Source organism: Klebsiella sp. w6, from assembly GCF_033100215.1.
Lineage (GTDB): Bacteria > Pseudomonadota > Gammaproteobacteria > Enterobacterales > Enterobacteriaceae > Klebsiella > Klebsiella variicola.
The window spans coordinates 1,853,474-1,880,452 of the sequence record NZ_CP136907.1; the positions used below are offsets into that span (position 1 = coordinate 1,853,474).

Annotated in this window: 24 protein-coding genes, 3 tRNA genes and 2 pseudogenes; 19 read left to right on the forward strand and 10 right to left on the reverse strand. The window is 55.0% G+C overall.

From position 1 onward, the window contains the following. Nucleotides 1–58 precede the first annotated feature (58 nt). Complete coding sequence (locus tag R0140_RS08905) at nt 59–283, reverse strand: DUF2594 family protein (RefSeq protein ID WP_004122104.1); 225 nt, start codon at nt 281–283, stop codon at nt 59–61. Nucleotides 284–744: 461 nt separating this feature from the next. On the opposite strand from R0140_RS08905, the gene uvrY reads away from it, so the two are divergent. The 6 genes from uvrY (at nt 745) to R0140_RS08935 (ending at nt 4,276) form a co-directional block, all read left to right on the forward strand. After that, the gene (gene uvrY, locus R0140_RS08910) at nt 745–1,401 is read left to right on the forward strand and encodes a UvrY/SirA/GacA family response regulator transcription factor (protein ID WP_002911539.1); all 657 of its coding nucleotides are present in this window, start codon (nt 745–747) and stop codon (nt 1,399–1,401) included. Next, nucleotides 1,398–3,230 carry an excinuclease ABC subunit UvrC gene (gene uvrC, locus R0140_RS08915; protein WP_032740035.1) on the forward strand — a complete coding sequence of 611 codons (1,833 nt, stop codon included), beginning with the start codon at nt 1,398–1,400 and terminating at the stop codon, nt 3,228–3,230. The genes uvrY and uvrC overlap by 4 nt, the downstream gene beginning before the upstream one ends. 57 nt (nt 3,231–3,287) lie before the next feature. Then, entirely contained in the window at nt 3,288–3,836 is a 549-nt protein-coding gene (gene pgsA, locus R0140_RS08920) for a CDP-diacylglycerol--glycerol-3-phosphate 3-phosphatidyltransferase (RefSeq protein ID WP_008804219.1), read from the forward strand. Between the two features lie 150 nt (nt 3,837–3,986). Next, nucleotides 3,987–4,062: transfer RNA gene (locus R0140_RS08925), tRNA-Gly, on the forward strand. Between the two features lie 40 nt (nt 4,063–4,102). Then, nucleotides 4,103–4,176: transfer RNA gene (locus R0140_RS08930), tRNA-Cys, on the forward strand. A gap of 13 nt (nt 4,177–4,189) precedes the next feature. Next, nucleotides 4,190–4,276, forward strand: a tRNA-Leu gene (locus R0140_RS08935). Between the two features lie 264 nt (nt 4,277–4,540). Here R0140_RS08935 and R0140_RS08940 read toward each other — a convergent pair. Further along, nucleotides 4,541–5,431: a DUF1796 family putative cysteine peptidase gene (locus R0140_RS08940; protein WP_032741245.1), complete on the reverse strand. Its 891-nt coding sequence runs from the start codon at nt 5,429–5,431 to the stop codon at nt 4,541–4,543. 329 nt (nt 5,432–5,760) lie between these two features. Here R0140_RS08940 and R0140_RS08945 point away from each other — a divergent pair, with 329 nt between their 5' ends. After that, nucleotides 5,761–6,642, forward strand: coding sequence for a dihydrodipicolinate synthase family protein (locus R0140_RS08945; protein ID WP_023297887.1), 882 nt, complete (start codon nt 5,761–5,763; stop codon nt 6,640–6,642). 90 nt (nt 6,643–6,732) lie between these two features. After that, nucleotides 6,733–7,401, forward strand: a complete 669-nt coding sequence (locus R0140_RS08950; protein WP_008804222.1) for a YecA/YgfB family protein — start codon at nt 6,733–6,735, stop codon at nt 7,399–7,401. A gap of 27 nt (nt 7,402–7,428) precedes the next feature. Here the strand turns inward: R0140_RS08950 and tyrP are convergent, their stop codons facing one another. Further along, complete coding sequence (tyrP, locus tag R0140_RS08955) at nt 7,429–8,640, reverse strand: tyrosine transporter TyrP (protein WP_012541234.1); 1,212 nt, start codon at nt 8,638–8,640, stop codon at nt 7,429–7,431. A 190-nt stretch (nt 8,641–8,830) separates the two neighbouring features. Here tyrP and R0140_RS08960 point away from each other — a divergent pair, with 190 nt between their 5' ends. Then, a complete protein-coding gene (locus R0140_RS08960) occupies nt 8,831–9,070 on the forward strand; it encodes a YecH family metal-binding protein (RefSeq protein WP_004200338.1) in 240 nt (79 codons plus the stop codon). Nucleotides 9,071–9,106: 36 nt separating this feature from the next. Here the strand turns inward: R0140_RS08960 and ftnA are convergent, their stop codons facing one another. Both ftnA and R0140_RS08970 read right to left on the reverse strand, forming a co-directional pair. Continuing rightward, nucleotides 9,107–9,604 carry a non-heme ferritin gene (gene ftnA / locus R0140_RS08965; RefSeq protein ID WP_008804225.1) on the reverse strand — a complete coding sequence of 166 codons (498 nt, stop codon included), beginning with the start codon at nt 9,602–9,604 and terminating at the stop codon, nt 9,107–9,109. A gap of 57 nt (nt 9,605–9,661) precedes the next feature. Continuing rightward, a pseudogene (locus R0140_RS08970) lies at nt 9,662–9,772 on the reverse strand (hypothetical protein); the annotation flags it as partial. 244 nt (nt 9,773–10,016) lie between these two features. Between R0140_RS08970 and R0140_RS08975 the strand changes: the two are divergent. Next, a complete protein-coding gene (locus R0140_RS08975) occupies nt 10,017–10,655 on the forward strand; it encodes an RpiB/LacA/LacB family sugar-phosphate isomerase (protein ID WP_008804227.1) in 639 nt (212 codons plus the stop codon). Between the two features lie 36 nt (nt 10,656–10,691). Here R0140_RS08975 and R0140_RS08980 read toward each other — a convergent pair whose 3' ends face one another. Further along, nucleotides 10,692–12,113 (reverse strand): MFS transporter, encoded by a 1,422-nt coding sequence (locus R0140_RS08980; RefSeq protein WP_012541236.1) that lies wholly within the window; start codon nt 12,111–12,113, stop codon nt 10,692–10,694. A gap of 149 nt (nt 12,114–12,262) precedes the next feature. On the opposite strand from R0140_RS08980, the gene R0140_RS08985 reads away from it, so the two are divergent. Then, nucleotides 12,263–12,514 carry a DUF2766 family protein gene (locus R0140_RS08985; protein ID WP_002911524.1) on the forward strand — a complete coding sequence of 84 codons (252 nt, stop codon included), beginning with the start codon at nt 12,263–12,265 and terminating at the stop codon, nt 12,512–12,514. Nucleotides 12,515–12,551: 37 nt separating this feature from the next. Here R0140_RS08985 and R0140_RS08990 read toward each other — a convergent pair whose 3' ends face one another. After that, nucleotides 12,552–14,063 carry an MFS transporter gene (locus tag R0140_RS08990; protein WP_012541237.1) on the reverse strand — a complete coding sequence of 504 codons (1,512 nt, stop codon included), beginning with the start codon at nt 14,061–14,063 and terminating at the stop codon, nt 12,552–12,554. A 65-nt stretch (nt 14,064–14,128) separates the two neighbouring features. Here R0140_RS08990 and R0140_RS27810 point away from each other — a divergent pair. Continuing rightward, a pseudogene (locus R0140_RS27810) lies at nt 14,129–14,293 on the forward strand (succinate dehydrogenase). A gap of 64 nt (nt 14,294–14,357) precedes the next feature. Here R0140_RS27810 and R0140_RS08995 read toward each other — a convergent pair. Beyond that, nucleotides 14,358–14,867 carry a non-heme ferritin-like protein gene (locus R0140_RS08995; RefSeq protein ID WP_032741243.1) on the reverse strand — a complete coding sequence of 170 codons (510 nt, stop codon included), beginning with the start codon at nt 14,865–14,867 and terminating at the stop codon, nt 14,358–14,360. Nucleotides 14,868–15,756: 889 nt separating this feature from the next. On the opposite strand from R0140_RS08995, the gene R0140_RS09005 reads away from it, so the two are divergent. From R0140_RS09005 to otsA, 5 genes are all read left to right on the forward strand, one after another. Next, complete coding sequence (locus tag R0140_RS09005) at nt 15,757–16,737, forward strand: arabinose ABC transporter substrate-binding protein (protein WP_002911518.1); 981 nt, start codon at nt 15,757–15,759, stop codon at nt 16,735–16,737. A gap of 60 nt (nt 16,738–16,797) precedes the next feature. After that, nucleotides 16,798–18,312 carry an L-arabinose ABC transporter ATP-binding protein AraG gene (gene araG, locus R0140_RS09010; RefSeq protein ID WP_016161396.1) on the forward strand — a complete coding sequence of 505 codons (1,515 nt, stop codon included), beginning with the start codon at nt 16,798–16,800 and terminating at the stop codon, nt 18,310–18,312. Between the two features lie 14 nt (nt 18,313–18,326). Then, nucleotides 18,327–19,307, forward strand: a complete 981-nt coding sequence (araH, locus tag R0140_RS09015; protein WP_004203438.1) for an L-arabinose ABC transporter permease AraH — start codon at nt 18,327–18,329, stop codon at nt 19,305–19,307. 161 nt (nt 19,308–19,468) lie between these two features. Next, complete coding sequence (gene otsB, locus R0140_RS09020) at nt 19,469–20,257, forward strand: trehalose-phosphatase (RefSeq protein WP_032741239.1); 789 nt, start codon at nt 19,469–19,471, stop codon at nt 20,255–20,257. Beyond that, nucleotides 20,232–21,656 (forward strand): alpha,alpha-trehalose-phosphate synthase, encoded by a 1,425-nt coding sequence (gene otsA / locus R0140_RS09025; RefSeq protein WP_008804234.1) that lies wholly within the window; start codon nt 20,232–20,234, stop codon nt 21,654–21,656. Before otsB ends, otsA begins: the two co-directional genes overlap by 26 nt. 23 nt (nt 21,657–21,679) lie before the next feature. On the opposite strand, the gene uspC is transcribed toward otsA, so the two are convergent. Then, nucleotides 21,680–22,108: a universal stress protein UspC gene (uspC, locus tag R0140_RS09030; protein WP_008804235.1), complete on the reverse strand. Its 429-nt coding sequence runs from the start codon at nt 22,106–22,108 to the stop codon at nt 21,680–21,682. Between the two features lie 347 nt (nt 22,109–22,455). Here uspC and R0140_RS09035 point away from each other — a divergent pair, with 347 nt between their 5' ends. Together R0140_RS09035 and R0140_RS09040 are read left to right on the forward strand one after the other, a co-directional pair. After that, a complete protein-coding gene (locus R0140_RS09035) occupies nt 22,456–24,039 on the forward strand; it encodes an MFS transporter (RefSeq protein WP_008804236.1) in 1,584 nt (527 codons plus the stop codon). A 4-nt stretch (nt 24,040–24,043) separates the two neighbouring features. Then, a complete protein-coding gene (locus R0140_RS09040; RefSeq protein WP_023322900.1) occupies nt 24,044–25,183 on the forward strand; it encodes a beta-galactosidase BglB in 1,140 nt (379 codons plus the stop codon). Between the two features lie 60 nt (nt 25,184–25,243). Here R0140_RS09040 and argS read toward each other — a convergent pair whose 3' ends face one another. Then, a complete protein-coding gene (argS, locus tag R0140_RS09045; protein WP_012541245.1) occupies nt 25,244–26,977 on the reverse strand; it encodes an arginine--tRNA ligase in 1,734 nt (577 codons plus the stop codon). Between the last annotated feature and the right edge of the window lie 2 nt (nt 26,978–26,979).

Sequence of the window (26,979 nt, forward strand, 5' to 3'; positions counted from 1 at the left end):
TCGTTCTGCGTGCCAGACGTGACACCGGCTGTCAGGGATACTTTCAGCCGGTACAGGATTACTGACGGTAAGCTTGTTTAATTTGCTTAACGGTGCTGGAGAATACGGCAGCCTGAGCCTCATCTTCCATCTGCGCGATCTGCTTTTCCATTTTAATAATCACGCGACCCGCATCCGCCTGGCCCATCGCCTGCAGCATCAGCGTTATCATCGCTTTCAGGCAGGAGACTTCCTGCGCCAGTTCTTGATTATTTTCTGCAGTGGAAAAATCTGGTGTGCTCATCGATATCCTCGTTTACTCGCTGCGCTAATGCGCCTTACCCAATGTGAAGGCCGCGCAGTATACCACAAGCGACGGGAAAAAAAGGAGTGCTTAATTTCTGTTCTCTCATCTGAGCTGTGAATGATTCAGTGCTTCGGATAATACGTAATAGCCGCCAGGCCGCCATTAATTTATTCCATCTATTTAGCACGTTAATATTTGTTACATATTTTGCTGCGTATTTATGCGCTACGTAATCTGTTGTGTTTTTTGTGCTTTCTGTATGAGGATTGTTAAAAAATAAGACGACGGCAACTGACTGTTCTCAATGACTTTCCACTATGTGTGCACAGACATTGCCATAAATGAGCGGCAAATCGAGGTGAGGGCATTTTTTTGCCTTTTAAATTAGCAATAAAACCCGGTAATATGTGGGAGATAAAGTATCAGTAGCGTTATCCCTCATTCTGGAGATTATTCCTTTGATCAACGTTCTTCTTGTTGATGACCACGAACTGGTGCGCGCAGGGATACGACGCATTCTGGAAGATATAAAAGGGATTAAAGTCGCTGGCGAAGCCTGTTGCGGCGAGGACGCCGTGAAGTGGTGCCGGGCTAATTCCGCAGATGTCGTCCTGATGGACATGAACATGCCCGGGATCGGTGGTCTTGAAGCCACGCGCAAAATCGCGCGCTCCGTGGCGGGCACGAAAGTGATCATGCTCACCGTGCATACCGAGAATCCTCTACCTGCCAAGGTCATGCAGGCGGGGGCGGCGGGCTATCTTAGCAAGGGGGCTGCACCGCAGGAAGTGGTGAATGCGATCCGCTGCGTGGCGTCCGGACAACGTTACATTGCTTCCGATATTGCTCAGCAAATGGCGCTAAGTCAGATTGAACCGGAAAAAACGGAATCGCCGTTTGCCAGTTTGTCTGAACGCGAATTGCAGATTATGCTGATGATCACCAAAGGTCAGAAGGTGAATGAGATCTCAGAGCAGCTCAATCTGAGTCCCAAAACGGTTAACAGCTATCGCTACCGAATGTTCAGCAAATTAAACATTCATGGCGATGTGGAGCTGACCCACCTGGCAATTCGCCATGGCCTGTGTAATGCGGAGTCGTTAGCAAGCCAGTGAGTTATGTTTTTGACGCAAAAGCTTTCCTGAAAACGGTGACCAGCCAGCCCGGTGTGTATCGGATGTATGATGCTGGCGGGACCGTCATCTATGTTGGCAAAGCCAAAGATCTGAAAAAGCGGCTCAGCAGCTATTTCCGCAGCAATCTCGCGTCGCGTAAAACCGAAGCGCTGGTGGCGCTGATTGCGCAGATTGACGTGACCGTCACTCACACCGAGACGGAAGCGCTGCTGCTGGAGCACAACTATATCAAGCTGTACCAGCCGCGTTACAACGTGCTGTTGCGCGATGATAAGTCTTATCCTTTTATTTTCCTCAGCGGTGATACTCATCCACGTCTGGCGATGCATCGCGGCGCCAAACATGCGAAAGGCGAGTACTTTGGTCCTTTCCCCAACGGCTATGCCGTGCGGGAGACCCTGGCGCTGCTGCAGAAAATTTTTCCTGTTCGCCAGTGCGAAAATAGCGTCTATCGCAACCGCTCGCGTCCCTGCCTGCAGTATCAGATTGGCCGCTGTCTGGGGCCGTGCGTGGCGGGGCTGGTCAGCGAAGAAGAGTATGCTCAGCAGGTTGAGTATGTACGGCTGTTCCTTGCCGGCAAGGACGATCAGGTCCTGACCCAGCTCATCGCCAGAATGGAGAAAGCGAGCCAAAGTCTGGAGTTTGAAGAGGCCGCGCGCATTCGCGACCAGATTCAAGCGGTCCGCCGGGTGACGGAGAAACAGTTTGTTTCTAATACCGGCGACGATCTTGACGTTATCGGCGTCGCCTTTGAGGCCGGAATGGCCTGCGTCCATGTGCTGTTTATCCGCCAGGGCAAAGTGCTGGGCAGCCGGAGCTACTTCCCGAAAGTGCCGGGCGGCACTGAGCTGGGAGAGGTCGTGGAGACGTTTGTCGGTCAGTTCTACCTGCAGGGTAGCCAGATGCGTACCCTGCCGGGGGAGATTTTGCTCGACTTCAGCCTTGGTGATAAGACGCTGCTGGCCGAGTCGCTGTCGGAGCTGGCGGGACGTCGAATCAATGTACAGACTAAACCGCGCGGCGACAGAGCGCGTTACCTTAAGCTGGCGCGCACCAACGCCGCGACGGCGTTAACCACGAAATTGGCTCAGCAGTCGACCATTCATCAGCGCCTGCAGGCGCTGGCCACCGTGCTGGAACTGCCGGCCGTGAAGCGGATGGAGTGCTTTGATATCAGCCATACGATGGGCGAGCAGACCGTGGCGTCCTGCGTGGTGTTTGACAGTAATGGTCCGCTGCGTGCGGAGTACCGGCGCTATAATATCACCGGCATCACCCCTGGCGATGACTACGCGGCGATGAATCAGGTCCTGCGCCGTCGCTATGGTAAAGCGATTGATGATAATAAAATTCCGGATGTGATCCTGATAGATGGCGGAAAGGGGCAGCTGGCGCAGGCGAAAGCGGTGTTTGCCGAACTGGATGTTCCCTGGGATAAACATCATCCGCTGCTGCTGGGCGTGGCGAAAGGCAGCGATCGTAAAGCCGGCCTGGAAACGTTATTCTTTGAACCGGAAGGCGAGGGGTTTAGCCTGCCGCCGGATTCGCCCGCTCTGCACGTAATCCAGCACATCCGCGATGAATCGCACGATCATGCGATTTCCGGACATCGTAAAAAACGGGCGAAAGTGAAGAGCACCAGCTCGCTTGAGACTATCGAGGGAGTAGGGCCGAAGCGTCGCCAGATGCTGCTGAAGTATATGGGTGGGCTGCAGGGGCTGCAGCAGGCCAGCGTCGAGGAAATTGCTAAAGTACCGGGCATCTCTCACGGTCTGGCAGAAAAGATCTTCTACTCGTTGAAACATTAGGGGCTCTGTAGCAACATAGGGCTAATTTTTACTTACAACAGATAGTTACCCGTCACTATGCAATTTAATATCCCTACGTTGCTTACTCTGTTTCGCGTCATCCTGATCCCGTTCTTTGTGCTGGCGTTTTATCTCCCCTTTAGCTGGGCGCCGTTTGCCTGCGCGTTAATTTTCTTTGTCGCCGCCGTGACCGACTGGTTTGATGGTTTTCTGGCTCGTCGCTGGAATCAGAGCACCCGGTTTGGCGCCTTCCTGGACCCGGTGGCGGATAAAGTCATGGTGGCTATCGCCATGGTGCTGGTTGCCGAGCACTATCACACCTGGTGGGTCACGCTGCCGGCGGCGACCATGATCGCGCGTGAAATTATTATTTCGGCACTGCGCGAATGGATGGCTGAGCTGGGGAAACGCAGCAGCGTGGCGGTCTCGTGGATTGGCAAAGTTAAAACGACCGCACAGATGGCCGCCCTGGTATGGATGCTGTGGCGTCCTTATCCATGGGTAGAGTGGGCCGGGATCGCGCTTTTCCTCGTGGCGGCGGTGCTGACGCTGTGGTCGATGCTGCAGTATCTGAACGCGGCGCGCGGCGATTTGCTTGATCAGTGATCGTTTCGCCGTTATTTTCAGCAAACGATGCAAAGTTGCGAAAAATACCGTTGACTCACCGCGAGAGATAAGTAGAATGCAACGCATCGAACGGCGGCACAGTCTTCCAGACGATAACAAAATCAAGTGATTAGCAAATAACTTGATAATGCGGGAATAGCTCAGTTGGTAGAGCACGACCTTGCCAAGGTCGGGGTCGCGAGTTCGAGTCTCGTTTCCCGCTCCAGATTAACAGCATCGGCAGTAGCGGGTGCTTCAGTATTAAAGGCGCGTTAGCAAAGCGGTTATGTAGCGGATTGCAAATCCGTCTAGTCCGGTTCGACTCCGGAACGCGCCTCCACTTTCTATCCCGAGCCCGGATGGTGGAATCGGTAGACACAAGGGATTTAAAATCCCTCGGCGTTCGCGCTGTGTGGGTTCAAGTCCCACTCCGGGTACCATTGGGATAAAAGCAGAATAATCAAAGCAATAAGCAGTGTCGTGAAACCACCTACGGGTGGTTTTTTTGTTTCAAAACCACCCATTTCATAATATCACTTCATACTAGTTTTCTTGTCCACCTTGCTCTTCCCCCAGGATAACCGCACCCGGCTAAACCGTCGCGCCTCGTGGAATAATGTCGTTGGGATGATTTCGCTCCCCCAAACCGGCAGGGGGAGGCAAATCGATACTCTGCGTGCCAGAGGCCGGAGGTGAAACCGTCTCTAGAGTTCGAGGTTGAACGAAAGGACTTTAGATATAATTACCATCTCATCCGTAAGCGAGGAGAATTTTCCGGTAAATCTTTCTTCAGACTCAGGTGTCAAACTATATAGTGAATAATTTTCACCCGAAGATATACGCTCCAGTTGAAGATAGGCGGGTTTCTGCAAGGCAAAAGCCAACAGATAGAAATTAGTCGTGTGGTGAGAAAGTTCAGTGACTAATTCAGGGAGTTGCTTTGCTATATCTATTTCCTCTCTACAGCAAATCACAAAAAGCTTCCCTTCTTTGCTTTTTAATATGTTTCTGAATCTTTTAACCGCTCGGACGTAATACTCATAATCAGCAGGGGTGTTTGGGTCGCGATGCGTGAATATATCATTCAGACGATATTTTTCTTTGTATTTATTGTGGTGTGCTCCGGGTTCTCGCGACTGGCGACGTAATGAGCTGTACTCATTTTTATCTAAAAATGAGGTAAAATCATCCCTCAGGCAGTCGATAATCATCGCTGGACAGGAAAATAGCCAGTCAAAAGGCAGTGATATCTTTTTCAGGTTGAATTTTTTCAATGTCCATGAAGTTAAACAATGGCTACCCAGGGAGACAATATGTTTGACGTGCATTGAATCATCAGGAGCACTCTCTGTTAACGCTTGTGGTGTGTAACTGAATTTATCAGATGACATTCTGGATTTCGTGAAAGCAATAAACTCGTCGCTATGCATCAGCGATGAGTTAAGAAATTCTGCTGATTCTGCAAGTGACTTATTAGCAATGGCGTTGAGGTGGTTTTTCAGACCATCGCTATCTGCCGGTCTACCGAGTAGCGTTTTATAGGTTGTTTTTATTAGATGTATTTTTAAGTAATTTTCTTTAATGTCATATCTCATTTTTTATCCAATTGAAGCTGTAGTCTTTCTTTATTTTATTGCTGCTAAAACAGGTAGGCATACAAATCGTGTGGGATTATGTCAAATAGACAGGATATTGGCAATCGAGGAAATACGGGCGGCTACAGAGGACGCGGTTATTGAAGACGCTCGCCAGAATCTACGGATCCTGATGCCTGAACTGACAGGGAAAATATCCCGGAGGAGAGCATCGCACGCAGGCGAATGAATCCATCACGCTCAGCGGCGATCGTTCATTTGTCCCAGGACAAAACGATCTCTCCTTGCTACTATCAACCGGACTTTTATCCCAGCCTGCCGGAGGCATCATGTTCACAGGGCTTTGCGCATTTCCGCTGACGCCGCTGCATCAGCAGCATCTTGATGAAAAGGCGTTTATCCGTATTCTCTCTCGTCTTACCGATACCGGAGTCGACTCTCTGGGCATCTTAGGCTCGACCGGCAGCTACGCGTATCTGAATCGTGAGCAGCGCAAGCGGGTGGTGCAGGTGGCGAAAGCGCATGTTGGGTCGATCCCGATGATGGTTGGCGTCGGCGCCATCGCTACCAGCGAGGTGCTGCGCCTGGTGGAGGATGCCCAGCAGGCCGGGGCGGATGCGTTATTACTGCCGATGATGTCCTATCAGCCGCTTTCTGCGGAGGAGATCTTTGCCTTCTACGAAGAGGTCTGTCGGCACGTCTCGGTTCCGGTTTGCCTGTATGACAATCCCCGCACCACTCACGTCACGCTGGCGGATGAGCTGCAGGGGCGCATCGCCGCCTTGCCGGCCATCGCTTCGATTAAAATTCCCGGCTTGCCTGAGCCGCAGGCGAGTGAGCGGGTGGCAACGCTACGCCGTCATCTTCCTGCCCGCGTTACGCTTGGCGCCAGCGGCGATGCCCTGGCGACGGCGGGATTGCAGGCCGGTTGCCAAGTCTGGTACTCGGTTTGCGGCGGGCTCTTTCCCCAGCTTTCAGGGGCGCTGGTAAGGGCGATTCGTTCTGGCGACGCGGCACGGGTTGCGGCGCTGAATGCGCAGCTGGCCCCGCTCTGGCGATGCTTCGACCGCTATGGCGGCAGCCTGCGGGTAATCGCCAGCGCGGCGGCCATTCTGGGGCTGTGCGACCCTGACTGCCTTCCCCGCCCCTTGCTGCCGTTAGGGGAGGAGGCCATTCGCGACGTGGCGGCGGCGCTGCACGGCCTGGCCTGATGGGCATGGGAAGGCGGATTGCCGCGCCTGGTGGCTTTCTGTCGGCAATTCGGCTACTGTAGGCCCGATTTTTACCATGCGAGCCTGTGAATGAATACCGGACCTTTAAACGAAAACGAACTGGAATGGCTGGACGAGACGCTGGCGAAATACGCCACCGAAGGCGCTATTCTGGATGTGTCTGAACTGGATGGCCTGCTGACGGCTATCCTCTCTGCACCGACCGATATCGAACCAGCCCAGTGGCTGGTGGCGATCTGGGGCGGGGCGGATAATGTGCCGCGCTGGGCCAACGACCGCGAGCGCGATCGCTTTGTCGATCTGACGCTGCAGCATATGAGCGACATCGCTGAACGGCTGGAGTCCTATCCCGATCAGTTCGAACCGCTGTTTGGCACCCGCGAAGCGGAAGGTCAGGAGCTGACGATCGTCGAAGAGTGGTGCTTTGGCTACCTGCGCGGCGTAGCGCTGAGCGACTGGTCGACGCTGCCCGCTGAACTTAAGCCGGCGCTGGACGCTATCGCGCTCCACGGCAGCGAAGCGCAGTTTACCGCGCTGGATAATCTGACGGCGGATGAGTTTATTGACAGCATCGAGCGTATCACGCCGGCGGCGCTGGCGCTTTACCAGTACTGGATGGCGAATCCCCTGCCGGTGGTGGTTCCGCAGCCGGTCAGAAATGAGGCGAAGGTCGGACGCAACGATCCCTGCCCGTGCGGGAGCGGAAAAAAGTATAAGCAGTGCTGCTTAGCAAAATAAAACCAGGGGGCCAGCCGGCCCCTTTTTTTATCCCACCGCAGGCAGCAGTCCGGCGACGATACTGAACTGAATCGCCACAATACCGATCCCGCACAGCAGAACCAGCCACAGCGCCGGCGCGCCGCCGACCACCCGCCAGGCAGCCTGCGGATGTTGTCGGCGGCTCTTCATTGCCAGCAGGGCAGGCAACATCAGGGCCAGCACGGCGAGTGCCACCCCGGCGTAGCCCAGGGCCATAACAAAACCGCGGGGATAGAACAGGGCGAACGCCACCGGCGGCAGGAAGGTGATCGCGCCGCTCTGCAGACGTCCGCTGACGCTGTTTTTGCGTTGAAACACATCGGCCAGGTAATCAAACAAGCCGAGCGAGACGCCGAGGAATGAGGTCGCCAGCGCGAGGTCGGCAAACAGGTGTACGGCCAGCTCCACGTGCGGCGACGCCACCACTTCGCGGATCGCCTCCAGCAGGCCATTAAGACCAGCGTTTTTGGCCAGCAGAGCGGTAAAAGCGGGAGGGTTGATACTCCCCAGCGTCGCCAGCTGCCAGAAAATATAAGCCACCAGCGGAATAAAGCTGCCGATAATAAATACCCGGCGCAGTTTACGGATATCGCCGCCAAGATAGCTGACGATGCTCGGCACACTGCCGTGAAAACCAAAGGAGGTAAAGATCACCGGAATGGCGGACAGGGCCAGGCCTTGCTCAACCGGCAGCGTCAACAGATTGACCTGATGAATATGCGGCATCAGTAGCGCCAGCATAATCACCAGAAAGATGATTTTGGCGCTGAACAGGAAGCGATTGAATAAGTCGACCAGCGAGGTACCGATGCACACCACCGCCCCGCCCAGCGCCGTAAACAAAAGTACGCCGGCCGCCGGCGGCAGCTGCCAGTCCAGCCACTGGTTGAGGCTGGAGGCGAGCAATTCACCGGCGCCACTGATATAGGCCGCCGTGAGGGCATACAGCAGAAACAGCATGCAGAACCCGGTAACCCACTGCCCGTAACGGCCCAGATAGCGTGCGGCCAGGGAACCGAGCCCCATGTCGGCAGGCACGTGCTGGTAGACTTCCAGCAGCAACAGGGCGGTATAGCACATCAACGCCCACAAGGTGAAAAGTAAACCCAGCGTGACGGCAAACCCGACGCCGGCGGCGGCCAAGGGCATCGCCAACATTCCTGCACCGATAGTGGTGCCAGCTACGATTAAAATACTGCCCAGAGTGCGGTTTTTCACGCTTTTCGCTATCCCTACAGCTAATAACAATAAATTATGCCGCGCAGAGTAGGGGATATTACAGCGTTCGTCAAATGAGGGTTACAAGTCCTGTAATTTTATCTTTACGCATTTAAGGGTGCGAAAGCCTGCGCTGGCGCAAGGCGCCGATGGCATGGCTGGCCTAAGCTGGTGGTTTTCAGGAGGGGTTATGTCTTCTATTCATGGTCATGAAGTTTTACAGATGATGCTCGCCTCGGGTGAGTCCTGGACGGTCGCCTCGCTGGAGGCCGCCATTCGCCGCCGCTTTGGCGAAGAGGCGCGGTTTCACACCTGTTCAGCAGAGAATCTAAGCGCCGCAGAGCTGGTGGCGTTTTTAGAGAAAAAAGGCAAATTTATTGCCAGAGAGGAAGGTTTTACTACCGCAGAAAATAAGATTTGCCGGCATTAAAATGGCCGCGACACGGGGGTGTCGCGGCGCGGAAGATTAATTCTGTGTGTCGAGGGTCGCCAGTTCTTTATCGATAAAGTACAGACCTTCGCCACTTTTTCCAACGAGGGTCAGTTTATCAATCACCGATTTAAATAATTTCTCTTCTTCGTGCTGTTCAGCGACATACCACTGCAGGAAATTAAAGGTCGGGTAATCCTGACTGGTCATGGCGGCGTGCGCCAGTTCATTAATTTTTTGCGTGATCAGCTGCTCGTGCTCATAGGTCTGGCGGAACAGCTCGTCCAGTGAGGCATATTCGGCAAACGGGGAGGCGATCGCGTTGATGCGCGGCAGGCTACCGGTGTCGGTCAGGTAGTCGAACAGGCGCTGCATATGGGTCATCTCTTCCTGGGCATGGCGACGCAGGAAGGCCGCAGCCCCTTCAAAACTGTGGTAACTGCACCAGGCGCTCATCTGCTGATAAAGAAGAGAAGAATAAAGTTCAAGATTCATCTGTTCATTCAGTTTGTCGATCATTTCCGTTTTCAGCATTGTCGCGCTCCTGGAATTAAAAAATAGATGTTATCGGCTGCCACTATAATTTGTTATTTAATTATTTGCAAAAAGTAAATTTAAAAATGTTTTATTTAAAATGCTAATGGGAATAACACGCATTGGCAATTTAATAATAAATGAGAATGGTTTTAATTTATTATTAATTGTGGTGGAAAATGGTATGACCGGCCAACGGGCTGCGAGGTAGAGCGCGCGAGGTGAGGGGGGGCATGCCTGGGGGCGGGGACCTGGCGACTGGACTGGCGGAGAGGGCGAAAGTGTGAAGCGCTGCGTAATTTTTAAAACAACTTTTCATAAAATTTGAAAGTTTGTTTTCCAGGTAGTAGAGTGCAGTCAACGCCAATGACATTCTGCGGGCAGGCCCGCACAGCATTCAGGAGAGTAAACCATGAAGATTGCACTGATGATGGAGAACAGCCAGGCGAACAAAAACGCCATCATCCTTAAGGAGCTTAACGCCGTTGCTGACGAAAAAGGATTCCCGGTGTTCAACGTCGGCATGAGCGATGAGCACGATCATCATCTGACCTACATTCACCTCGGGATCATGGCCAGCATCCTGCTGAATTCGAAAGCGGTCGACTTCGTGGTCACCGGCTGCGGTACCGGTCAGGGGGCGCTGATGTCGCTGAATATTCACCCGGGCGTGGTCTGCGGCTACTGTATCGATCCGGCGGACGCGTTCCTGTTTGCTCAGATCAACAATGGTAATGCGCTGTCGCTGCCGTTTGCCAAAGGTTTCGGCTGGGGCGCGGAGCTGAATGTACGCTTTATCTTTGAAAAAGCGTTTACCGGCCGCAACGGCGAAGGCTATCCGCCGGAGCGCAAAGAGCCGCAGGTACGAAATGCCGGGATCCTCAACCAGGTTAAAGCGGCAGTGGTAAAAGAAAACTATCTCGACACCCTGCGCGCCATCGATCCGGAGCTGGTGAAAACCGCGGTATCCGGCCCACGCTTCCAGCAGTGCTTCTTCGAAAACTGTCAGGATAAAGCCATCGAAGCCTTCGTTCGCCAGATCGTCGGTTAACCGTCATCAGGGCCAGCGCCGCTGGCCCTTCCATCATTATTTCTTCTTCTCCGACACGCTGCTGCCAGCCGTTTTGGCCAGATGCAGGCTGTCGATCATCCCTACCAGACAGATCACCGCGATAAAGACAAACGACAGGCGAAAGCTGATCCCCGGCAGCGTGGAAAGGTGCAGCCAGTCGCCGACCTGCTCGCCCAGGCGAATGCCAATCGCCCCGAGCGTGATCCCCAGCCCCACCGCCAGCTGCGACGCGGTACTGAACAGCGTATTGGCATCACTCATCTGCGCGGCGGGGACATCGGCAAAGGCCAGCGTGCTTACGCCCGTAAACTGGATCGAGCGAAATACCCCGCCGAGATAAAGGATTAACATGATGGCCCAGACCGGCGTCTGCGGCGTGAGCAGCGCACAGGCCAGCAGTGAACAGACGTTCAGTGCACCGTTGATCAACAGCAGTCGGCGAAAACCCAGCCAGCGGATCAGCGGCGTGGTGGCGGGTTTGATGGTCAAATTGCCGACAAACACCGCCAGCACCAGCAGGCCGGAGTGGAAGGGATCCATGCCGAACCCTACCTGAAACAGCAGCGGCAGCAGAAAGGGGACCGCGCTGATGGAGGAGCGGAACAGCGAGCCGCCATACATCGTCACCCGGAACGTTGGCACCTGCAGGGCGTCGAGACGAACCATGGGCGCCGTCGCCCGGCGGAAGTGGCGTATAGCATATGTCAGACAGCCGAAGCCAAGCACGGCGAGAGCCAGCGTCGGCCAAATCTGCGGCTGGCGATCGCCGAGCCGTTCCATCGCGGTGACCAGACTGACCATCGCGACTGCGGTGGTGATAAAGCCGGTGAGATCGAAGGAGCGCCGTTCCGTTTCGCGAATATCAGGGATAATGCGCAGCGCAAGGATGATGGCTGCGAGGCCCAGCGGGACATTGATAAAGAAGATCCAGTGCCAGCTGGCGTAGCGGGTGATAAAGCCGCCCAAAGGCGGGCCGATAATGGGGGCCACCAGCGCCGGCCAGGTGAGGGTAGCGATGGCTTTGATCAGCAGGTGTTTCGGCGTGGTTCGCAGTACCGCCAGGCGACCGACGGGGACCATCAGCGCGCCTCCGATCCCCTGCAGGATACGCATGGCGACAAAAGTATGCACCTCGGTGGAGAGGCCGCAGAAGACCGAGGCAAGGGTAAAGATCGCCAGGGCGAGGGTAAAAATAGCGCGGGCGCCGAAGCGATCGGCGATCCAACCGCTGGCCGGGATCAGTACCGCGAGGGTGATCAGATAGGCGCTGATGCCGATATTCAGCTCGACCGCGGTGACGCCAAAATCTTTCGCCATATCGGGCAGCGCGGTGGCGATCACCGTCCCGTCGAGAAACTCCATAAAAAAAGCACCGGCCACCAGCAGCGCAGGCGCTGAAAAAGCACGTTCGTCTCTGGAAGAGATCGCGGTATTCATGTTGTCACTGCCATCAAGAATGTGAGCCTGAGCAAAGCGGCAGGAGAAGTTCCGCCGCCAGTAGGGTAGATAAAAAAACCTGCGACGGCAGGTTTTTTTATCTGTGAAAATTTAGGGTACTATTACGCTCCTGAAAAAAGGAGTAATTAATGTCTCAACATCTTACCGAACACGATGAGCTGGTTTCCGATGTGGTTGCTTGCCAGCTGGTTATCAAACAGATCCTCGATGTCATTGACGTCATTGCGCCCGTGGAAGTGCGTGAAAAAATGACTACTCAGCTGAAAGCTATCGACTTCGCCAGCCATCCGGCCTCTGCCGATCCGGTGACCCTTCGCGCGGTGCAAAAAGCGATCGCATTGATTGAGCTGAAGTTTACCCCGCAGGAAGAGACGCATTAATAACAGGCCTCGCCGTTTACCGGCGGGGCCTTCTTCTTTAATGGGAAACGACGGTCTGCGCAGGCGCAGGGGCAGCATCTTTGAACAATTTGCTGTTGCCCCAACACTCTTCGTAGCGATGACCGACCAGATCCTCCACGATAACTCGTACATCCGGCGCGATATCGCTGATTTTTCCGCCCGCTTTGATCCGCGCGACTTCCTGCAGCACCACCAGATGAGCTTTACGATCCAGCTTCATCTGCTTGCTGAAGACGATGGCGGCCAACGCTAACGCGATCACCCCGACGCAGAATACCACCGCGATAGCGGTCACCGCGCTTTCCGGTTGGCTGTGCGCTTTTGACTGGAAACCGTAGAAGCTCAGGATCGCCCCCATCGAGAACACCACAATCGAGCGCAGAATTTTCCCTGAGAAGGTCATGGCGCCGGCATAGATCCCTTCCCGACGGCGTCCGGTGTAGATCTCATCGACATCGGCCAGGAAGGTGTAAACGGTCCAGGGAATGTAGTAAACCCCGCCGGTACCCAGGCCGAACAGTACGGTAATGCCGAACATCAGCACCGTCGCCAGGCCTGACGGCAGATGGAAGAACCACAGCGAGGTATACAGCAGGACCGCGAAAATCACGATCCCCAGCGCCAGAATATAGGGTTTACTGAAGCCTTTTTTTACGCACAGGCCGATAAACAGCGCTGTAGAGATCAGTTGCAGAATCGAGTTCAGGCTATTCAGTCCGGCGACCATCGCCGGGTCGTGCTGAAGAACGAATATCACGAAATAGGTAAAGATGGAGGCAAACAGCCATTCAGCGCCAAACCCGCACAGGTACATACCAAGATGTTTGCGGAATACGCGCAGATAAAAGGTGGAACGCATGTCTTTTGCCAGCGACAGCAGGGTGCTCAGCAGCCCTTTCCTGGCGCTGGTTTCTATCTCTTCCTCGCGCTTTCGTTCCCAGCTGCAAAGCCACAGGCAGGAAATCGCGACGATGAGGATAACGCCGTAGGTCAGACCGGTGAGGAAGAAAGGGGTGGCAGAATCTTTGCCATACAGCAGAATGAACTGTCCGGGAATAAACGCCGCAAGGAAGTTGGCTAGCTTGCCGAAAATGGCTTTATAGCCGGTCAGTTTTGAGCGCAGCGAGAAATCATCGGTCATCTCTGTCGCCAGCGTTTCATAAGGCACCATGATAGAGGTGTAGATGATCTCAAACACCACATAGGTGCAGAGGTAGTACCAGAAACTCAGGCCTTCCACCCACAGCAGCGGGTAGAACATCATCAAGGGGATGCCGATCAGCAGAAAGAAACGCCGGCGGCCAAAGCGCTTGCCTAAGCGCGTTTTGCCAAAGTTATCGGTGAGATAGCCCATCAGCGGGTTGCTGATAGCATCGATGATGCTGGCGACGGAGAAGATAAATGAGGCCTCGATCAGCGTCAGGCCGCAAAAAGTCGTATAAAAATAGAGCAGCCAGGCGCCGCTTATCGCCAGCGCGCCACTCCCCAACAAATTACCACCGCCGTAAGCTAACTGATGGCGTAACAAGATCGGTCTTCCCTGCAGCCCTTCAGGGGCTGAAGCCGTGTATCTAGCCATAAAAAATAAACCTCGTGTTTTATATTTTTGAAACACTGTTTTTATATTTCTTTGTGGCTTGATAAAAAGTGACCGCGCTCACTAATCCCTGAGAAGGGGTAACGGTGACGAGGGAATGCGATCGCGTTAAAACTTTTTTATTCTATTGGGGAATAAATGAGGTGGAAAAATTGACATAACTGATTTAAAGCGAGAGACGGGGCAGCGTGGGCACGCTCCCCCTGACAGAGCGAAAATGGCTGACTAATGCGGCTTCCGTGGTTCTCCGACCAATGCCATCAGACGCCGATCGGTCTGCTCCATTCCGAGACCAGCTTTATCGGCATTGCGGATTTCCTCAAGCACGCTTTGCAACAGCAGACCATCCTGTTGCTGCTCTTCCGCCAGCAGCGTCAGAAATCGCCAGGTGTTGTCGTCGCTTTGTGCCCTGGCTTCTTCGGCAAGACCGCTCAGCATACTGCTTCGCTGTTGGTAATCGTTCAGGGTTTGGGTAAACAGATCTTCCAGCGAGGTGCATTCGGGATTACAGGCGCGGTCGGGATTCACTATCGGCCAGCTGCCGGCTTTTTTCAGATAGTCAAATACGTGCATGGTGAGGGTAATGCTGCTTTGCGCGCGGGTGCGCAAAAATGTCGCGGCGCCGTCGAAGCGATGCCGGGCACACCACTCGCTTAAGTTCAGGTAAACGTTAGAGGCGTGAAACTCAAGATTCATCTGGGTGTTTAGCTTTTGTGCCATTCCTGGAACTGCCATAAAAAAATATCCTTATTAACCGGGAAGGGGTTACTGATGCGTGTCGACAGATCCTGCGGATAACCACAAGATAAAATAGTGACACGCGGCACTGTTGCAGAATAATAAAACTCTACACATTCCGTATGAGTCGGGTATTTTTTCCATTTGCCGACGATTTAAGAATACTCGCTCAACGGAATTAAGAAAACTCTCAATCGCGGTAATTTACGTTTTGTTACACCATTATTTTTAGAGGGTATCTGGACTGAAATCATGCGCCGTTGGCCGGGGCTTGCTGGCATCGCGTTAGTGATAAGTTATAGGTATTTGACTACGAAATTTGTCGTAGAACAGAGCGGAATAAGTTATTTCAAGCGTAATGTTTCTGGCTAATGATCATTATTTTTATTTTTTGTTGCAGGCTTTTATTTGAAGCGGAATATTTTTTCAATTCGGTATTAATTACGGAAAAGATCCGTTTTTTCGCGATATTAAGCGGTCCCGGTCGCCCGGCGATACGGGGCTGTTGTCACTTAAGAGGCACAGAGGCGAACGCCCTTTACGAGGCCGGCAATCGCCGGGGATAACAGCGCTGTAACCCTCTGTTAAACATCCTCTGACATCACAAGGATAAGTCTGCTGGTGGTATAGATGATCCTGCTATAGCCCGGTAAAATTGTATGACAATTGTGTCATTTTTTATGTCATTTTTTGCTAAATGTATGCACGCAATTACTGTAATTCCGCGATGTGATAATGCTCTCGTATGGAGAAATAATTTCCGGGTATTACTACTCTAACAACGGCAGTGGGGAATGCGATTTTTCTAATGCCTTGTTTTGATGCCGATAAAATTGTTAATTCCGATTTTTCCCTACATGAAAGCGAATTAAAGCTGGAGTTTACCATGCACAAATTTACTAAAGCGCTGGCGGCCATTGGTCTCGCTGCGGTTATGTCACAATCAGCTATGGCGGAAAATTTGAAACTGGGTTTTCTGGTGAAGCAGCCGGAAGAGCCATGGTTCCAGACTGAGTGGAAATTTGCTGATAAAGCAGGAAAAGATTTAGGGTTTGACGTCATTAAAATTGCGGTTCCGGATGGTGAGAAAACCCTCAACGCAATCGACAGCCTGGCAGCCAGCGGCGCGAAGGGCTTTGTCATCTGTACCCCCGATCCCAAGCTCGGGTCGGCGATTGTCGCCAAAGCGCGCGGCTATGACATGAAGGTCATTACCGTCGATGACCAGTTCGTCAATGCGAAAGGCAAACCGATGGAGAGCGTACCGCTGGTGATGATGGCGGCCAGCGAAATCGGCGCCCGCCAGGGGCAGGAACTCTATAAAGAGATGCAAAAACGCGGCTGGGATGTTAAAGACACCGCGGTGATGGCTATCACCGCCGATGAGCTGGACACCGCCCGTCGTCGCACCACCGGCTCCATCGATGCCCTGAAGGCAGCCGGCTTCCCGGACGCGCAAATCTACCGCGTGCCGACAAAATCTAACGATATCCCGGGGGCGTTTGACGCCGGTAACTCCATGCTGGTCCAGCACCCGCAGGTGAAACACTGGCTGATCGTGGGGATGAACGACAACACCGTGCTCGGCGGCGTGCGTGCCACTGAAGGCCAGGGCTTTAAAGCACCGGATGTGATTGGCATCGGCATCAACGGTGTGGATGCGGTCAACGAACTGTCGAAGGCGCAACCGACCGGCTTCTATGGTTCCCTGCTGCCAAGCCCGGATATTCATGGCTATAAAACCAGCGAAATGCTCTACAACTGGGTCACTAAGGGCGTTGAGCCGCCGAAGTTCACGGCGGTGACCGATGTGGTGCTGATTACCCGCGATAACTTCAAAGAAGAGCTGGCGAAAAAAGGGCTGTAACAGCCTGGTTGAACTGGCCCCCGCCGCGGCGGGGGCTGAGTGCTGAAGAGCGGAGTCGTTATGCAACAGTCTACCCCTTATCTCTCATTTCGCGGCATCACCATGACGTTCCCTGGCGTAAAGGCTTTGTCCGATATCAGTTTTGACTGCTACCCCGGACAGATCCACGCGCTGATGGGTGAAAATGGCGCAGGCAAATCGACGCTGCTGAAAATTCTCAGCGGCAACTATATTCCGACCGCTGGCCACCTGCAGATCGGCGGCCAGCAGATGGCGTTCAGCAATACCATGGAGGCGCTGAACGCCGGCGTGGCGATTATCTACCAGGAGCTGCATCTGATCCCGGAGATGACCGTCGCCGAAAATATCTATCTTGGCCAGCTACCGCACAGAGGCGGTATCGTCAACCGATCGTTGCTCAACTATGAGGCCCGCCTGCAGCTGGAACATCTGGGGCTGGATATCGATCCGGAGACGCCGCTGAAGTATCTCTCTATAGGCCAGTGGCAGATGGTGGAGATTGCCAAAGCGCTGGCGCGCAATGCCAAGATCATCGCTTTCGATGAACCGACCAGTTCGCTCTCCGCCCGCGAGATAGACAATCTGTTTCGCGTTATCCGCGAACTGCGGGAGGAGGGGCGAGTCATCATCTATGTTTCGCACCGGATGGAAGAAATTTTTGCCCTCAGCGATGCCATCACCGTCTTTAAGGATGGCCGCTATGTCTGCACTTTTGACGATATGCCGAGCGTCAGTCATGACGCCCTGGTTCAGGCGATGGTGGGGCGCAATCTGGGCGATATATACGGCTGGAAACCTCGCCCCTATGGCGAAGAGCGGCTGCGTCTGGAGGAGGTCAAAGCACCGGGCGTGCGTACGCCGGTCAGCCTCTCGGTACGCAGTGGCGAAATCGTCGGCCTGTTCGGGCTGGTGGGCGCCGGGCGCAGCGAACTGATGAAAGGCTTATTTGGCGGCACCCGGATCACCGGCGGTCAGGTGTATATCGATGGCCAGCCCGTCGACATTCGTAAACCGGCCCAGGCCATCCAGGCCGGGATGATGCTGTGCCCGGAAGATCGCAAAGCGGAGGGGATTATTCCGGTTCACTCCGTACGCGACAATATCAATATCAGCGCCCGGCGCAAGCATATTCACGCTGGCTGCCTGATCAACAACGCCTGGGAGGCGGACAATGCCGATCAGCATATCCAGTCGCTGAACATTAAAACGCCTGGCCCGGAACAGCTGATCATGAACCTGTCGGGCGGCAACCAGCAGAAAGCGATCCTTGGCCGCTGGCTGTCGGAAGAGATGAAGGTGATCCTGCTCGATGAGCCCACCCGCGGCATCGACGTCGGCGCCAAACATGAAATTTACAACGTGATATATGGCCTCGCCGCCTCAGGTGTTGCCGTGGTGTTTGCCTCCAGCGACCTGCCGGAAGTGCTGGGCGTCGCTGACCGCATCGTGGTGATGCGCGAAGGGCAAATCGCCGGCGAACTGCTGCATGACGAAGCCAATGAACAGCAGGCGTTAAGCCTTGCGATGCCAAAAGTGAGTCAGGCTGTCGCCTGAGTAAGGAGTAAATGATGTCATCTGTGACTACGTCCGGCGCTACCCGCTCTGCCTTTAGCTTTGCCCGCATTTGGGATCAGTTTGGCATGCTGGTGGTGTTTGCTGTGCTGTTTATCGGCTGCGTTATTTTTGTGCCCAACTTTGCCTCATTCGTCAATATGAAGGGGCTGGGGCTGGCGATCTCGATGTCCGGAATGGTGGCCTGCGGCATGCTCTTCTGCCTGGCCTCCGGCGATTTTGACCTGTCGGTGGCGTCGGTTATCGCCTGTGCCGGGGTCACTACCGCAGTGGTGATTAACCTGAGCGAAAGCCTGTGGCTGGGGATTGCCGCCGGCCTGCTGCTGGGCGCGGTCAGTGGTCTGGTCAACGGCTTTGTCATTGCGCGCCTGAAGATTAACGCCCTGATCACCACCCTCGCGACGATGCAAATCGTCCGGGGCCTGGCCTACATTATCTCCGACGGGAAAGCGGTGGGGATCGAAGATGAGCGCTTCTTCACTCTCGGCTACGCCAACTGGTTTGGTCTGCCGGCGCCAATCTGGCTGACGGTCGCCTGCCTGGTGGTTTTCGGATTATTACTAAACAAAACCACCTTTGGCCGTAATACGCTGGCTATTGGCGGCAATGAAGAGGCGGCGCGTCTGGCCGGGGTCCCGGTGGTGCGCACCAAGATTATTATCTTTGTGCTCTCCGGTCTGGTATCGGCCGCCGCGGGGATCATTCTGGCGTCGCGGATGACCAGCGGCCAGCCGATGACCTCGATTGGCTATGAGCTGATTGTTATTTCAGCCTGCGTGCTGGGCGGGGTATCGCTGAAGGGCGGGATCGGCAAGATCTCCTACGTGGTCGCCGGGATCCTGATCCTCGGGACCGTGGAGAACGCGATGAACCTGCTGAACATCTCGCCTTTCTCACAATACGTCGTGCGCGGTGTGATCCTGCTGGCGGCGGTGATTTTTGACCGCTACAAACAAAAAGCCAAACGCGCGGCCTGATTTCAGGCATAACTTTTAAGTCTACAGAGTAATTACCGCCAGCGCCCGTTTCGCTGGCGGTAACTATCAAAAATGGCGAGGTTGGTCACACTGTCTATACTTACATGGCTAACATATAATTAACAACCAGCTTCGGCTGGCCATGATAAGGAGGAAACAGGGTGGATAACCAGATATCTGTACCGCCTGCGCTAACCGGAAACTACGCTTTTTTCTTTGACCTCGACGGTACTCTTGCCGATATCCAACCGCACCCCGATCAGGTGGTGATACCCGACAACACGTTGCAGGCGCTCAACGCGCTGGCCCAGCAGCAGGGTGGGGCGGTGGCATTGATTTCAGGGCGCTCAATGGCTGAACTTGACGCGCTAACCCATCCCTGGCGGCTACCGCTGGCCGGCGTTCACGGGGCAGAACGCCGTGATATCAATGGTAAAACCTATATCGTTTCTCTGCCGTCGGCGCTGCGCGATGAAATCGCGACTGAGCTGACCTCGGCGCTGCAGGGGCTCTCCGGCTGCGAGCTGGAGAGTAAGGAGATGGCCTTCGCGCTGCACTACCGCCAGGCTCCGGAGCAGCAGAGCGCAGTACTGGAGCTGGCTCAGCGCATCGTTCAGCGCTACCCGCTGCTGGCATTGCAGCTGGGTAAATGCGTGGTGGAGATTAAACCCCGCGGAGTGAACAAAGGGGAGGCGATCAGCGCCTTCATGCAGGAGGCGCCGTTTGCCGGCCGCGAACCGGTTTTTGTCGGCGATGATTTGACCGATGAGGCGGGATTTAGCGTGGTTAATCAACTGCAGGGAATGTCGGTAAAAGTCGGTGCCGGAGAAACTCAGGCGCACTGGCGGTTGGCGGATGCCGCCGCTGTAAGGACGTGGTTGCAACATCTGGCGTATGACGCGCAAACCGAAAGGAGGGATGACCATGAGTCGTTTAGTCGTAGTCTCTAACCGTATCGCCTTACCGGACGATAAAAAATCGAGCGCTGGCGGTCTGGCCGTCGGCATCCTGGGGGCACTGAAAGCGGCGGGGGGTCTGTGGTTTGGCTGGAGCGGCGAAATTGGCGATGACCAGCAGCCGCTGAAGCAGGTCTCCCGCGGAAATATCTCCTGGGCGTCGTTCAACCTGAATGAACGGGACCATGATGAATATTACAACCAGTTTTCCAACGCCGTGCTGTGGCCGGCCTTCCACTATCGTCTTGACCTGGTCAGCTTCCAGCGCGAAGCCTGGGAGGGATATCTGCGGGTCAACGCGATGCTGGCGGACAAGCTTCTGCCGCTGATCGAGCCAGACGATACGCTGTGGATCCATGATTACCATCTGCTGCCGTTCGCCAGTGAACTGCGTAAGCGCGGAGTGAACAACCGGATCGGCTTCTTTTTGCATATTCCATTCCCGACGCCGGAGATTTTTAACGCGCTACCGCCGCATGCCGAGTTGCTGGAGCAACTGTGCGATTACGATCTGCTGGGCTTCCAGACCGAAAGCGACAGAACCGCCTTTCTTGACAGCATTGCCATGCAGACCCGGCTCTCTGATCTCGGGGACAAACGCTATCAGGCATGGGGTAAGGCGTTCAGTACCGAGGTTTATCCGATTGGGATCGATCCGGACGAAATTACGCGCAACGCCAAAGGCCCGCTGCCGCCGAAGCTGGCCCAGCTGAAGAATGAGCTGAAAAATGTGAAGAATATCTTCTCCGTGGAGCGGCTTGACTACTCGAAAGGGTTGCCGGAGCGATTCCTCGCCTATGAGACGCTGCTTGAGAAGTACCCTCAACATCATGGCAAGATCCGTTATACTCAGATCGCGCCCACTTCCCGTGGCGATGTACAGGCCTATCAGGATATTCGTCACCAGCTGGAAACTGCAGCCGGACGCATCAATGGCCAGTTTGGCCAGCTTGGCTGGACCCCGCTCTACTACCTGAACCAGCATTTTGACCGTAAGCTGCTGATGAAGGTCTTCCGCTACTCTGACGTCGGGCTGGTGACGCCGCTGCGTGATGGCATGAACCTGGTGGCGAAAGAATACGTCGCGGCGCAGGATCCGGATAACCCCGGGGTGCTGGTCCTGTCGCAGTTTGCCGGGGCGGCGCAGGAGCTGACCAGCGCGCTGATCGTCAACCCTTACGATCGCGATGAGGTTGCCACCGCGCTGGATCGTGCTCTCAGCATGCCGCTGGCGGAACGTATCGCCCGTCATTCCGCGATGCTGGACGTGATCAGAGAGAATGATATTCATAACTGGCAGGCGCGTTTTGTCGACGATCTGCAGCATATTTCGCCGCGCAGCGAGGAGAGCCGCCTGCGGGGGAAGATAGCCACCTTCCCTAAACTGGCCTAGTTCAGGAAAAGGGCTAACCGGCGTTAGCCCTTTTCAAGGGAAACCAGCAGAACATCGACGCCGCTACTGCCGACGATATTTTTCGCCGAGCAGGTGGCGCGCGAGAAAAGCGAGTGGTTGTGATTGCCGCAGATCACCAGATCAACCTTGTGCGACTGGCAAAAGTCTTTGACATGGTGACCCAGTTCGCCGCAGGCGATGGTCATTTTTTCTATCGGGTAGTCCGCCTGACGAGCCAGCTCATTGAGAAACTCCCGCGTTTCTTCCTGCATCAGCTCACGCAGATTTTCCATCATCGGTGCGGCGAACTGGTTATACATTTCCGGATCCGTGGCGAAGGTGATAAAGCTCACTTTCGCGTTAACGGGGCGGGCAATCGACACCGCTTTTTTAATTAATATCTGACTCTCCGGCGTTGGCGCGACGGCAACCAGCAGATGTGAATAAGGCATCTGGCCTCCTTGAGATACGCGGAATAACCCTTCTTTCTTTACTCCTGTTTCCCCAGCGGCGCAAGGGTTGCTCCCGTGATTTGCGACGCTCTTCGCCAGTCCGTGTTTTCCTCACAAGATCACATAAATGAACCTGGCTTTTTATTTAAAAGAAATGCTGTTTTATAAATGAGTGAAGTAGAGACATCGTCTCTTTGTCATTTTGCCACCGGCGGTTGTTCCGTGGCAAAAACACAAAGGTAACGTCGTTTCACTGCTTTTAGTGTAGCCAGGTACCCACTCCCTTCCGGTGGCAAATCCGGAACGATTGTCGGCGTTCTTTTAATAAAAGACACAGGATCACGGCGATGAAAACACGAAAAATTGGACTGGCTAACTACCTGGCCTACGGCGCGGGCGATTTTCTCGGCGCCGGCACGACAGCGCTAACTGCCGCATGGCTACTCTACTTTTACACGACCTTCTGCGGACTGACCCCGATTGAGGCCACGCTTATTTTTGCTGCTGCCCGCGTGCTGGATGCGGTGGTGAGCCCGCTGATGGGCTTTCTCACCGATAACTTCGGCACCACCTGGCTCGGAAAGCGCTTCGGCCGCAGAAAATTCTTTATTCTGCTCGGTATTCCGTGCGTATTCAGCTATTCAGCGATGTGGGTCGGCGAGATGGGCTTCTGGTACTACCTCGTCACCTATCTGCTGTTTGATATGGTTTACACCATGATTCTGGTGCCCTACGAAACGCTGGTGCCAGAGATGACTGATGACTTTAAACAGAAAACCAAATTTTCTGGCGCGCGCATCTCGATGGCGCAAATGTCGGCGATTTTAGCCTCCTTTCTGCCGGGGATCCTCCTCACCTGGCTCGGGAAAGACAATGCCAGCTCATTCTTTTATGCCAGTCTGGTGTTCTCGGTCCTGTGCGCGGTGATGCTGACCTTCGTCTGGTGCTTCACGTGGGAACGGCCGCGTGAGGCGTGGTCAGAGGCGGCGCTGCGGGCGGAAGCGGAAAAACAAAACTTAACCCTCGCTCAGAGCCTCAATCGCCTGGTGATTGAGCTAAGCTCCACGCTGCGGATAAAAATTTTCCGCCAGCACCTCGGCATGTATCTGGGGGGCTATATCGCCCAGGACGTCTTCAATGCCGTGTTTACCTATTACGTGGTTTTTGTCCTGATGCAGGAAGCCTCTGTCGCCTCGAATCTGCTCGGGACGATGGCCATCTTCCAGTTTATTGCGGTGATCGCCATGATCCCGTTGTGCATTCGCTTTGGTCCCGCGCCGTCCTACCGCATGGTGGTGGTCCTGTTTGGCCTGAGCTCGCTCTCGTATGCGCTGCTCTATTACGCCGGACTGAGCGACGTCTATTCCTTACTGCTGCTCATCTCTGCTGTCGCCGGACTGGGACGCGGCGGGATTAACTACGTACCGTGGAATACCTATACCTATATTGCCGACGTCGACGAGGCGATCACCGGCCAGCGCCGCGAAGGAATTTTTGCCGGCATCATGACGCTGACCCGCAAAGCCTCGCAGGCGGGGGCGGTCATGCTGGTGGGTATCATCATGCAGCTGTCGGGGTTTGTCTCCGGGCAAAAAATACAACCGCCAGGGGTGAGTCATACCATTTTGCTGATCCTCAGCGTCGGCACTCTGGTGGTGTTAGCCTGCGGCTTCCTCGTCTCGCTACGCTTCAAGCTCAACCTGCACACCCACAGCATCCTGCGCAGTGAAACCCTCAGAATGCGCGATCTCGGCAGTGCCCAGCCGGAACAGACCATTGCAGAACACCGCGCGGTGGTCGAGATGCTGGCGGGGATGCCTTACGACTGCCTGTGGGGCAATAACAATATTGGCTATCTGAATCGTCATAAACCTGCTGCCCCGGGGCTCACCCAGGGCGGCGCTTTAAATTCGACATACACCCGAGGTTAACAACATGAAAGTTTGGCCAGTCAAACATAGCCCATTACTGTGTCAGCCTGAGCGTTTTATCGCCCGCAGCGAACTGCAGGCACTGATCCGCAACGTGACGCAAAACCTGGTGAACATTAAGGATGAGAGCGGGCAATTTTTACTGCGCCTCGATGACGGGCGCGTGATCGATACCAAAGGCTGGGCCGGCTGGGAGTGGACCCACGGCGTTGGGCTGTACGGCATCTATCAGTATTATCAGCAAACCGGCGATATCGAGATGCGCGATATCATCGACCGCTGGTTTGCCGACCGCTTCGCCGAGGGGGCAACGACCAAAAACGTCAATACGATGGCCCCGTTCCTGACCCTGGCATACCGCTTTGAAGAGACCGGCCGGATGGCGTATCTGCCGTGGCTGGAGAGCTGGGCGGAGTGGGCGATGCATGAGATGCCGCGCACCGAGCAGGGCGGCATGCAGCACATGACCCTGGCGGAGGAGAACCATCAGCAAATGTGGGATGACACGCTGATGATGACCGTGCTGCCGTTAGCCAAAATTGGCAAGCTGCTTAATCGCCCGCAGTATGTGGAGGAGGCGACCTATCAGTTCCTGCTCCATGTGCAGAACCTGATGGACCGGGAGACCGGGCTGTGGTTTCACGGCTGGAGTTATGAGGGGCGGCACAACTTTGCCCGGGCGCGCTGGGCGCGGGGCAACAGCTGGCTCACCATGGTGATCCCGGACTTTCTGGAGCTGGTGGATCTCCCCGAGGGGAACGCGGTACGGCGTTATCTGATGACGGTACTCGACGCACAGATTGCCGCCTTAGCAAAATGCCAGGACGACAGCGGCCTGTGGCATACCCTGCTGGACGATCCGCACTCTTATCCTGAGGCCTCCGCGACCGCCGGCTTTGCCTACGGCATTCTCAAAGCGGTGCGCAAGCGTTACGTCGGGCAGCACTATGCCGGGGTGGCTGAAAAAGCGATTCGCGGGATTGTGCAGAATATTTCGCCGCAGGGGGAGCTGCTGCAGACCTCGTTTGGCACCGGAATGGGGGCAGACCTTGATTTTTATCGCCAGATCCCGCTTACCTCGATGCCCTATGGCCAGGCGATGGCGATCCTTTGTCTGACCGAGTATCTGCGCAAGTATTTCTGAGCAGGGGCCCCGCTGACGGGGCGCCGAATAAAACTAACCCGGCTTTCGCCGGGTTGTTTGTTACATACGCTCTACGGTTTCGATACCCAGGGTATCGAGACCCAGCTTGAGGGTTTTCGCCGTCAGCAGCGCCAGCTTCAGGCGGCTGTTGCGGGTCTCTTCGCTTTCCGCGCTGAGGATCGGGCAATGCTCGTAGAAGCCGGAGAATAGCCCCGCCAGATCGTACAGGTAGGCGCACATCACGTGCGGCGTCCCTTCGCGAGCGACCACGGAGAGGGTCTCTTCAAACTGCAGCAGGCGCGCGGCCAGCTGGGCTTCGCGATCTTCGGCGATGACCACCGGCGCGTCGTTCATCGCGTTTTCGTCGATGCCGGCTTTGCGGAAGACGGAGAGCACGCGGGTATAGGCATACTGCATATACGGCGCGGTGTTGCCTTCGAACGCCAGCATATTATCCCAGTCAAAAACGTAATCGGTGGTGCGGTTTTTCGACAGATCGGCATATTTCACCGCGCCGATACCGACCACTTTCGCCAGATTTTCCAGCTCGTCAGCCGACATGTCCGGGTTTTTCTCCGCTACCAGGCGACGGGCGCGCTCCAGCGCTTCGTCCAGCAGATCGGCCAGCTTCACGGTACCGCCGGCGCGGGTTTTAAACGGCTTGCCGTCTTTCCCCAGCATCATACCGAACATATGGTGCTCCAGCGGCACAGAGTCCGGCACGTAGCCTGCTTTACGCACGATGGTCCACGCCTGCATCAGGTGCTGGTGCTGACGAGAGTCGATGTAATAGAGCACGCGGTCGGCGTGCAGCGTTTCATAGCGATACTTCGCGCAGGCGATATCGGTGGTGGTGTAAAGGTAGCCTCCATCCTTTTTCTGGATGATGACGCCCATCGGTTCGCCTTCCTTGTTTTTATACTCATCAAGGAACACCACGGTGGCGCCTTCGCTCTCGACGGCCAGCCCTTTGGCTTTCAGATCGGCGACGATCCCCGGCAGCATCGGGTTGTACAGGCTCTCACCCATTACGTCATCGCGGGTCAGCGTCACATTCAGGCGATCGTAGGTGATCTGGTTTTGCGACATGGTGATGTCGACCAGCTTACGCCACATCTGCAGGAAGTACTGATCGCCGCCCTGCAGTTTAACCACGTAGCTACGTGCGCGCTCGGCGAAGGCTTCGTCTTCGTCGTAGTGCTTTTTCGCTTCGCGATAGAAACCTTCGAGGTCGGCCAGGGCCATCTCACCGGCGTTTTCCTGCTGCTGTTTTTCCAGATACGCGATCAGCATACCGAACTGGGTGCCCCAGTCGCCGACGTGGTTGGCGCGGATCACCTTATGACCCAGGAACTCCAGGGTACGGACTGAAGCATCGCCAATGATGGTCGAACGCAGATGGCCAACGTGCATCTCTTTCGCTACGTTGGGTGCCGAGTAGTCGACGACGATAGTCTGCGCCTGCGGTTTCGTGACGCCCAGGCGCTCAGACTGCAGCGCGCGGTTGACGTTGTCCGCCAGAAAAGCAGGATCGAGGAAAATATTGATAAAGCCCGGCCCGGCGATTTCAACCTTGTTGGCAATGCCGTTGAGGTCAAGATGAGACAGTACCTGCTCTGCAAGTTGTCGCGGCGCCATGCCCAGTTTTTTGGCGACAGCCATCACGCCGTTGGCCTGATAGTCACCGAACTGAACTTTTGCTGACTGGCGGACCTGAGGTTCGCAATCGGCAGGCGCGCCTGCCGCGATCAGGGCCTGGCTGACTTTTTCTGAGAGAAGAGCCTGAATATTCACCG

What these genes read in the sequence shown, in the direction of transcription:
- R0140_RS09035 (WP_008804236.1), top strand. Translation starts at nt 22,456, where the DNA reads ATGAAAACACGAAAAATTGGACTGGCTAACTACCTGGCCTACGGCGCG.
- R0140_RS09040 (WP_023322900.1), top strand. Translation starts at nt 24,044, where the DNA reads ATGAAAGTTTGGCCAGTCAAACATAGCCCATTACTGTGTCAGCCTGAG.
- R0140_RS08995 (WP_032741243.1), bottom strand. Translation starts at nt 14,867, where the DNA reads ATGGCAGTTCCAGGAATGGCACAAAAGCTAAACACCCAGATGAATCTT.
- araH (WP_004203438.1), top strand. Translation starts at nt 18,327, where the DNA reads ATGTCATCTGTGACTACGTCCGGCGCTACCCGCTCTGCCTTTAGCTTT.
- R0140_RS08980 (WP_012541236.1), bottom strand. Translation starts at nt 12,113, where the DNA reads ATGAATACCGCGATCTCTTCCAGAGACGAACGTGCTTTTTCAGCGCCT.
- ftnA (WP_008804225.1), bottom strand. Translation starts at nt 9,604, where the DNA reads ATGCTGAAAACGGAAATGATCGACAAACTGAATGAACAGATGAATCTT.
- R0140_RS08960 (WP_004200338.1), top strand. Translation starts at nt 8,831, where the DNA reads ATGTCTTCTATTCATGGTCATGAAGTTTTACAGATGATGCTCGCCTCG.
- R0140_RS08945 (WP_023297887.1), top strand. Translation starts at nt 5,761, where the DNA reads ATGTTCACAGGGCTTTGCGCATTTCCGCTGACGCCGCTGCATCAGCAG.
- R0140_RS08950 (WP_008804222.1), top strand. Translation starts at nt 6,733, where the DNA reads ATGAATACCGGACCTTTAAACGAAAACGAACTGGAATGGCTGGACGAG.
- R0140_RS08985 (WP_002911524.1), top strand. Translation starts at nt 12,263, where the DNA reads ATGTCTCAACATCTTACCGAACACGATGAGCTGGTTTCCGATGTGGTT.
- araG (WP_016161396.1), top strand. Translation starts at nt 16,798, where the DNA reads ATGCAACAGTCTACCCCTTATCTCTCATTTCGCGGCATCACCATGACG.
- R0140_RS08975 (WP_008804227.1), top strand. Translation starts at nt 10,017, where the DNA reads ATGAAGATTGCACTGATGATGGAGAACAGCCAGGCGAACAAAAACGCC.
- R0140_RS08905 (WP_004122104.1), bottom strand. Translation starts at nt 283, where the DNA reads ATGAGCACACCAGATTTTTCCACTGCAGAAAATAATCAAGAACTGGCG.
- R0140_RS08940 (WP_032741245.1), bottom strand. Translation starts at nt 5,431, where the DNA reads ATGAGATATGACATTAAAGAAAATTACTTAAAAATACATCTAATAAAA.
- R0140_RS09005 (WP_002911518.1), top strand. Translation starts at nt 15,757, where the DNA reads ATGCACAAATTTACTAAAGCGCTGGCGGCCATTGGTCTCGCTGCGGTT.
- otsA (WP_008804234.1), top strand. Translation starts at nt 20,232, where the DNA reads ATGAGTCGTTTAGTCGTAGTCTCTAACCGTATCGCCTTACCGGACGAT.
- pgsA (WP_008804219.1), top strand. Translation starts at nt 3,288, where the DNA reads ATGCAATTTAATATCCCTACGTTGCTTACTCTGTTTCGCGTCATCCTG.
- uspC (WP_008804235.1), bottom strand. Translation starts at nt 22,108, where the DNA reads ATGCCTTATTCACATCTGCTGGTTGCCGTCGCGCCAACGCCGGAGAGT.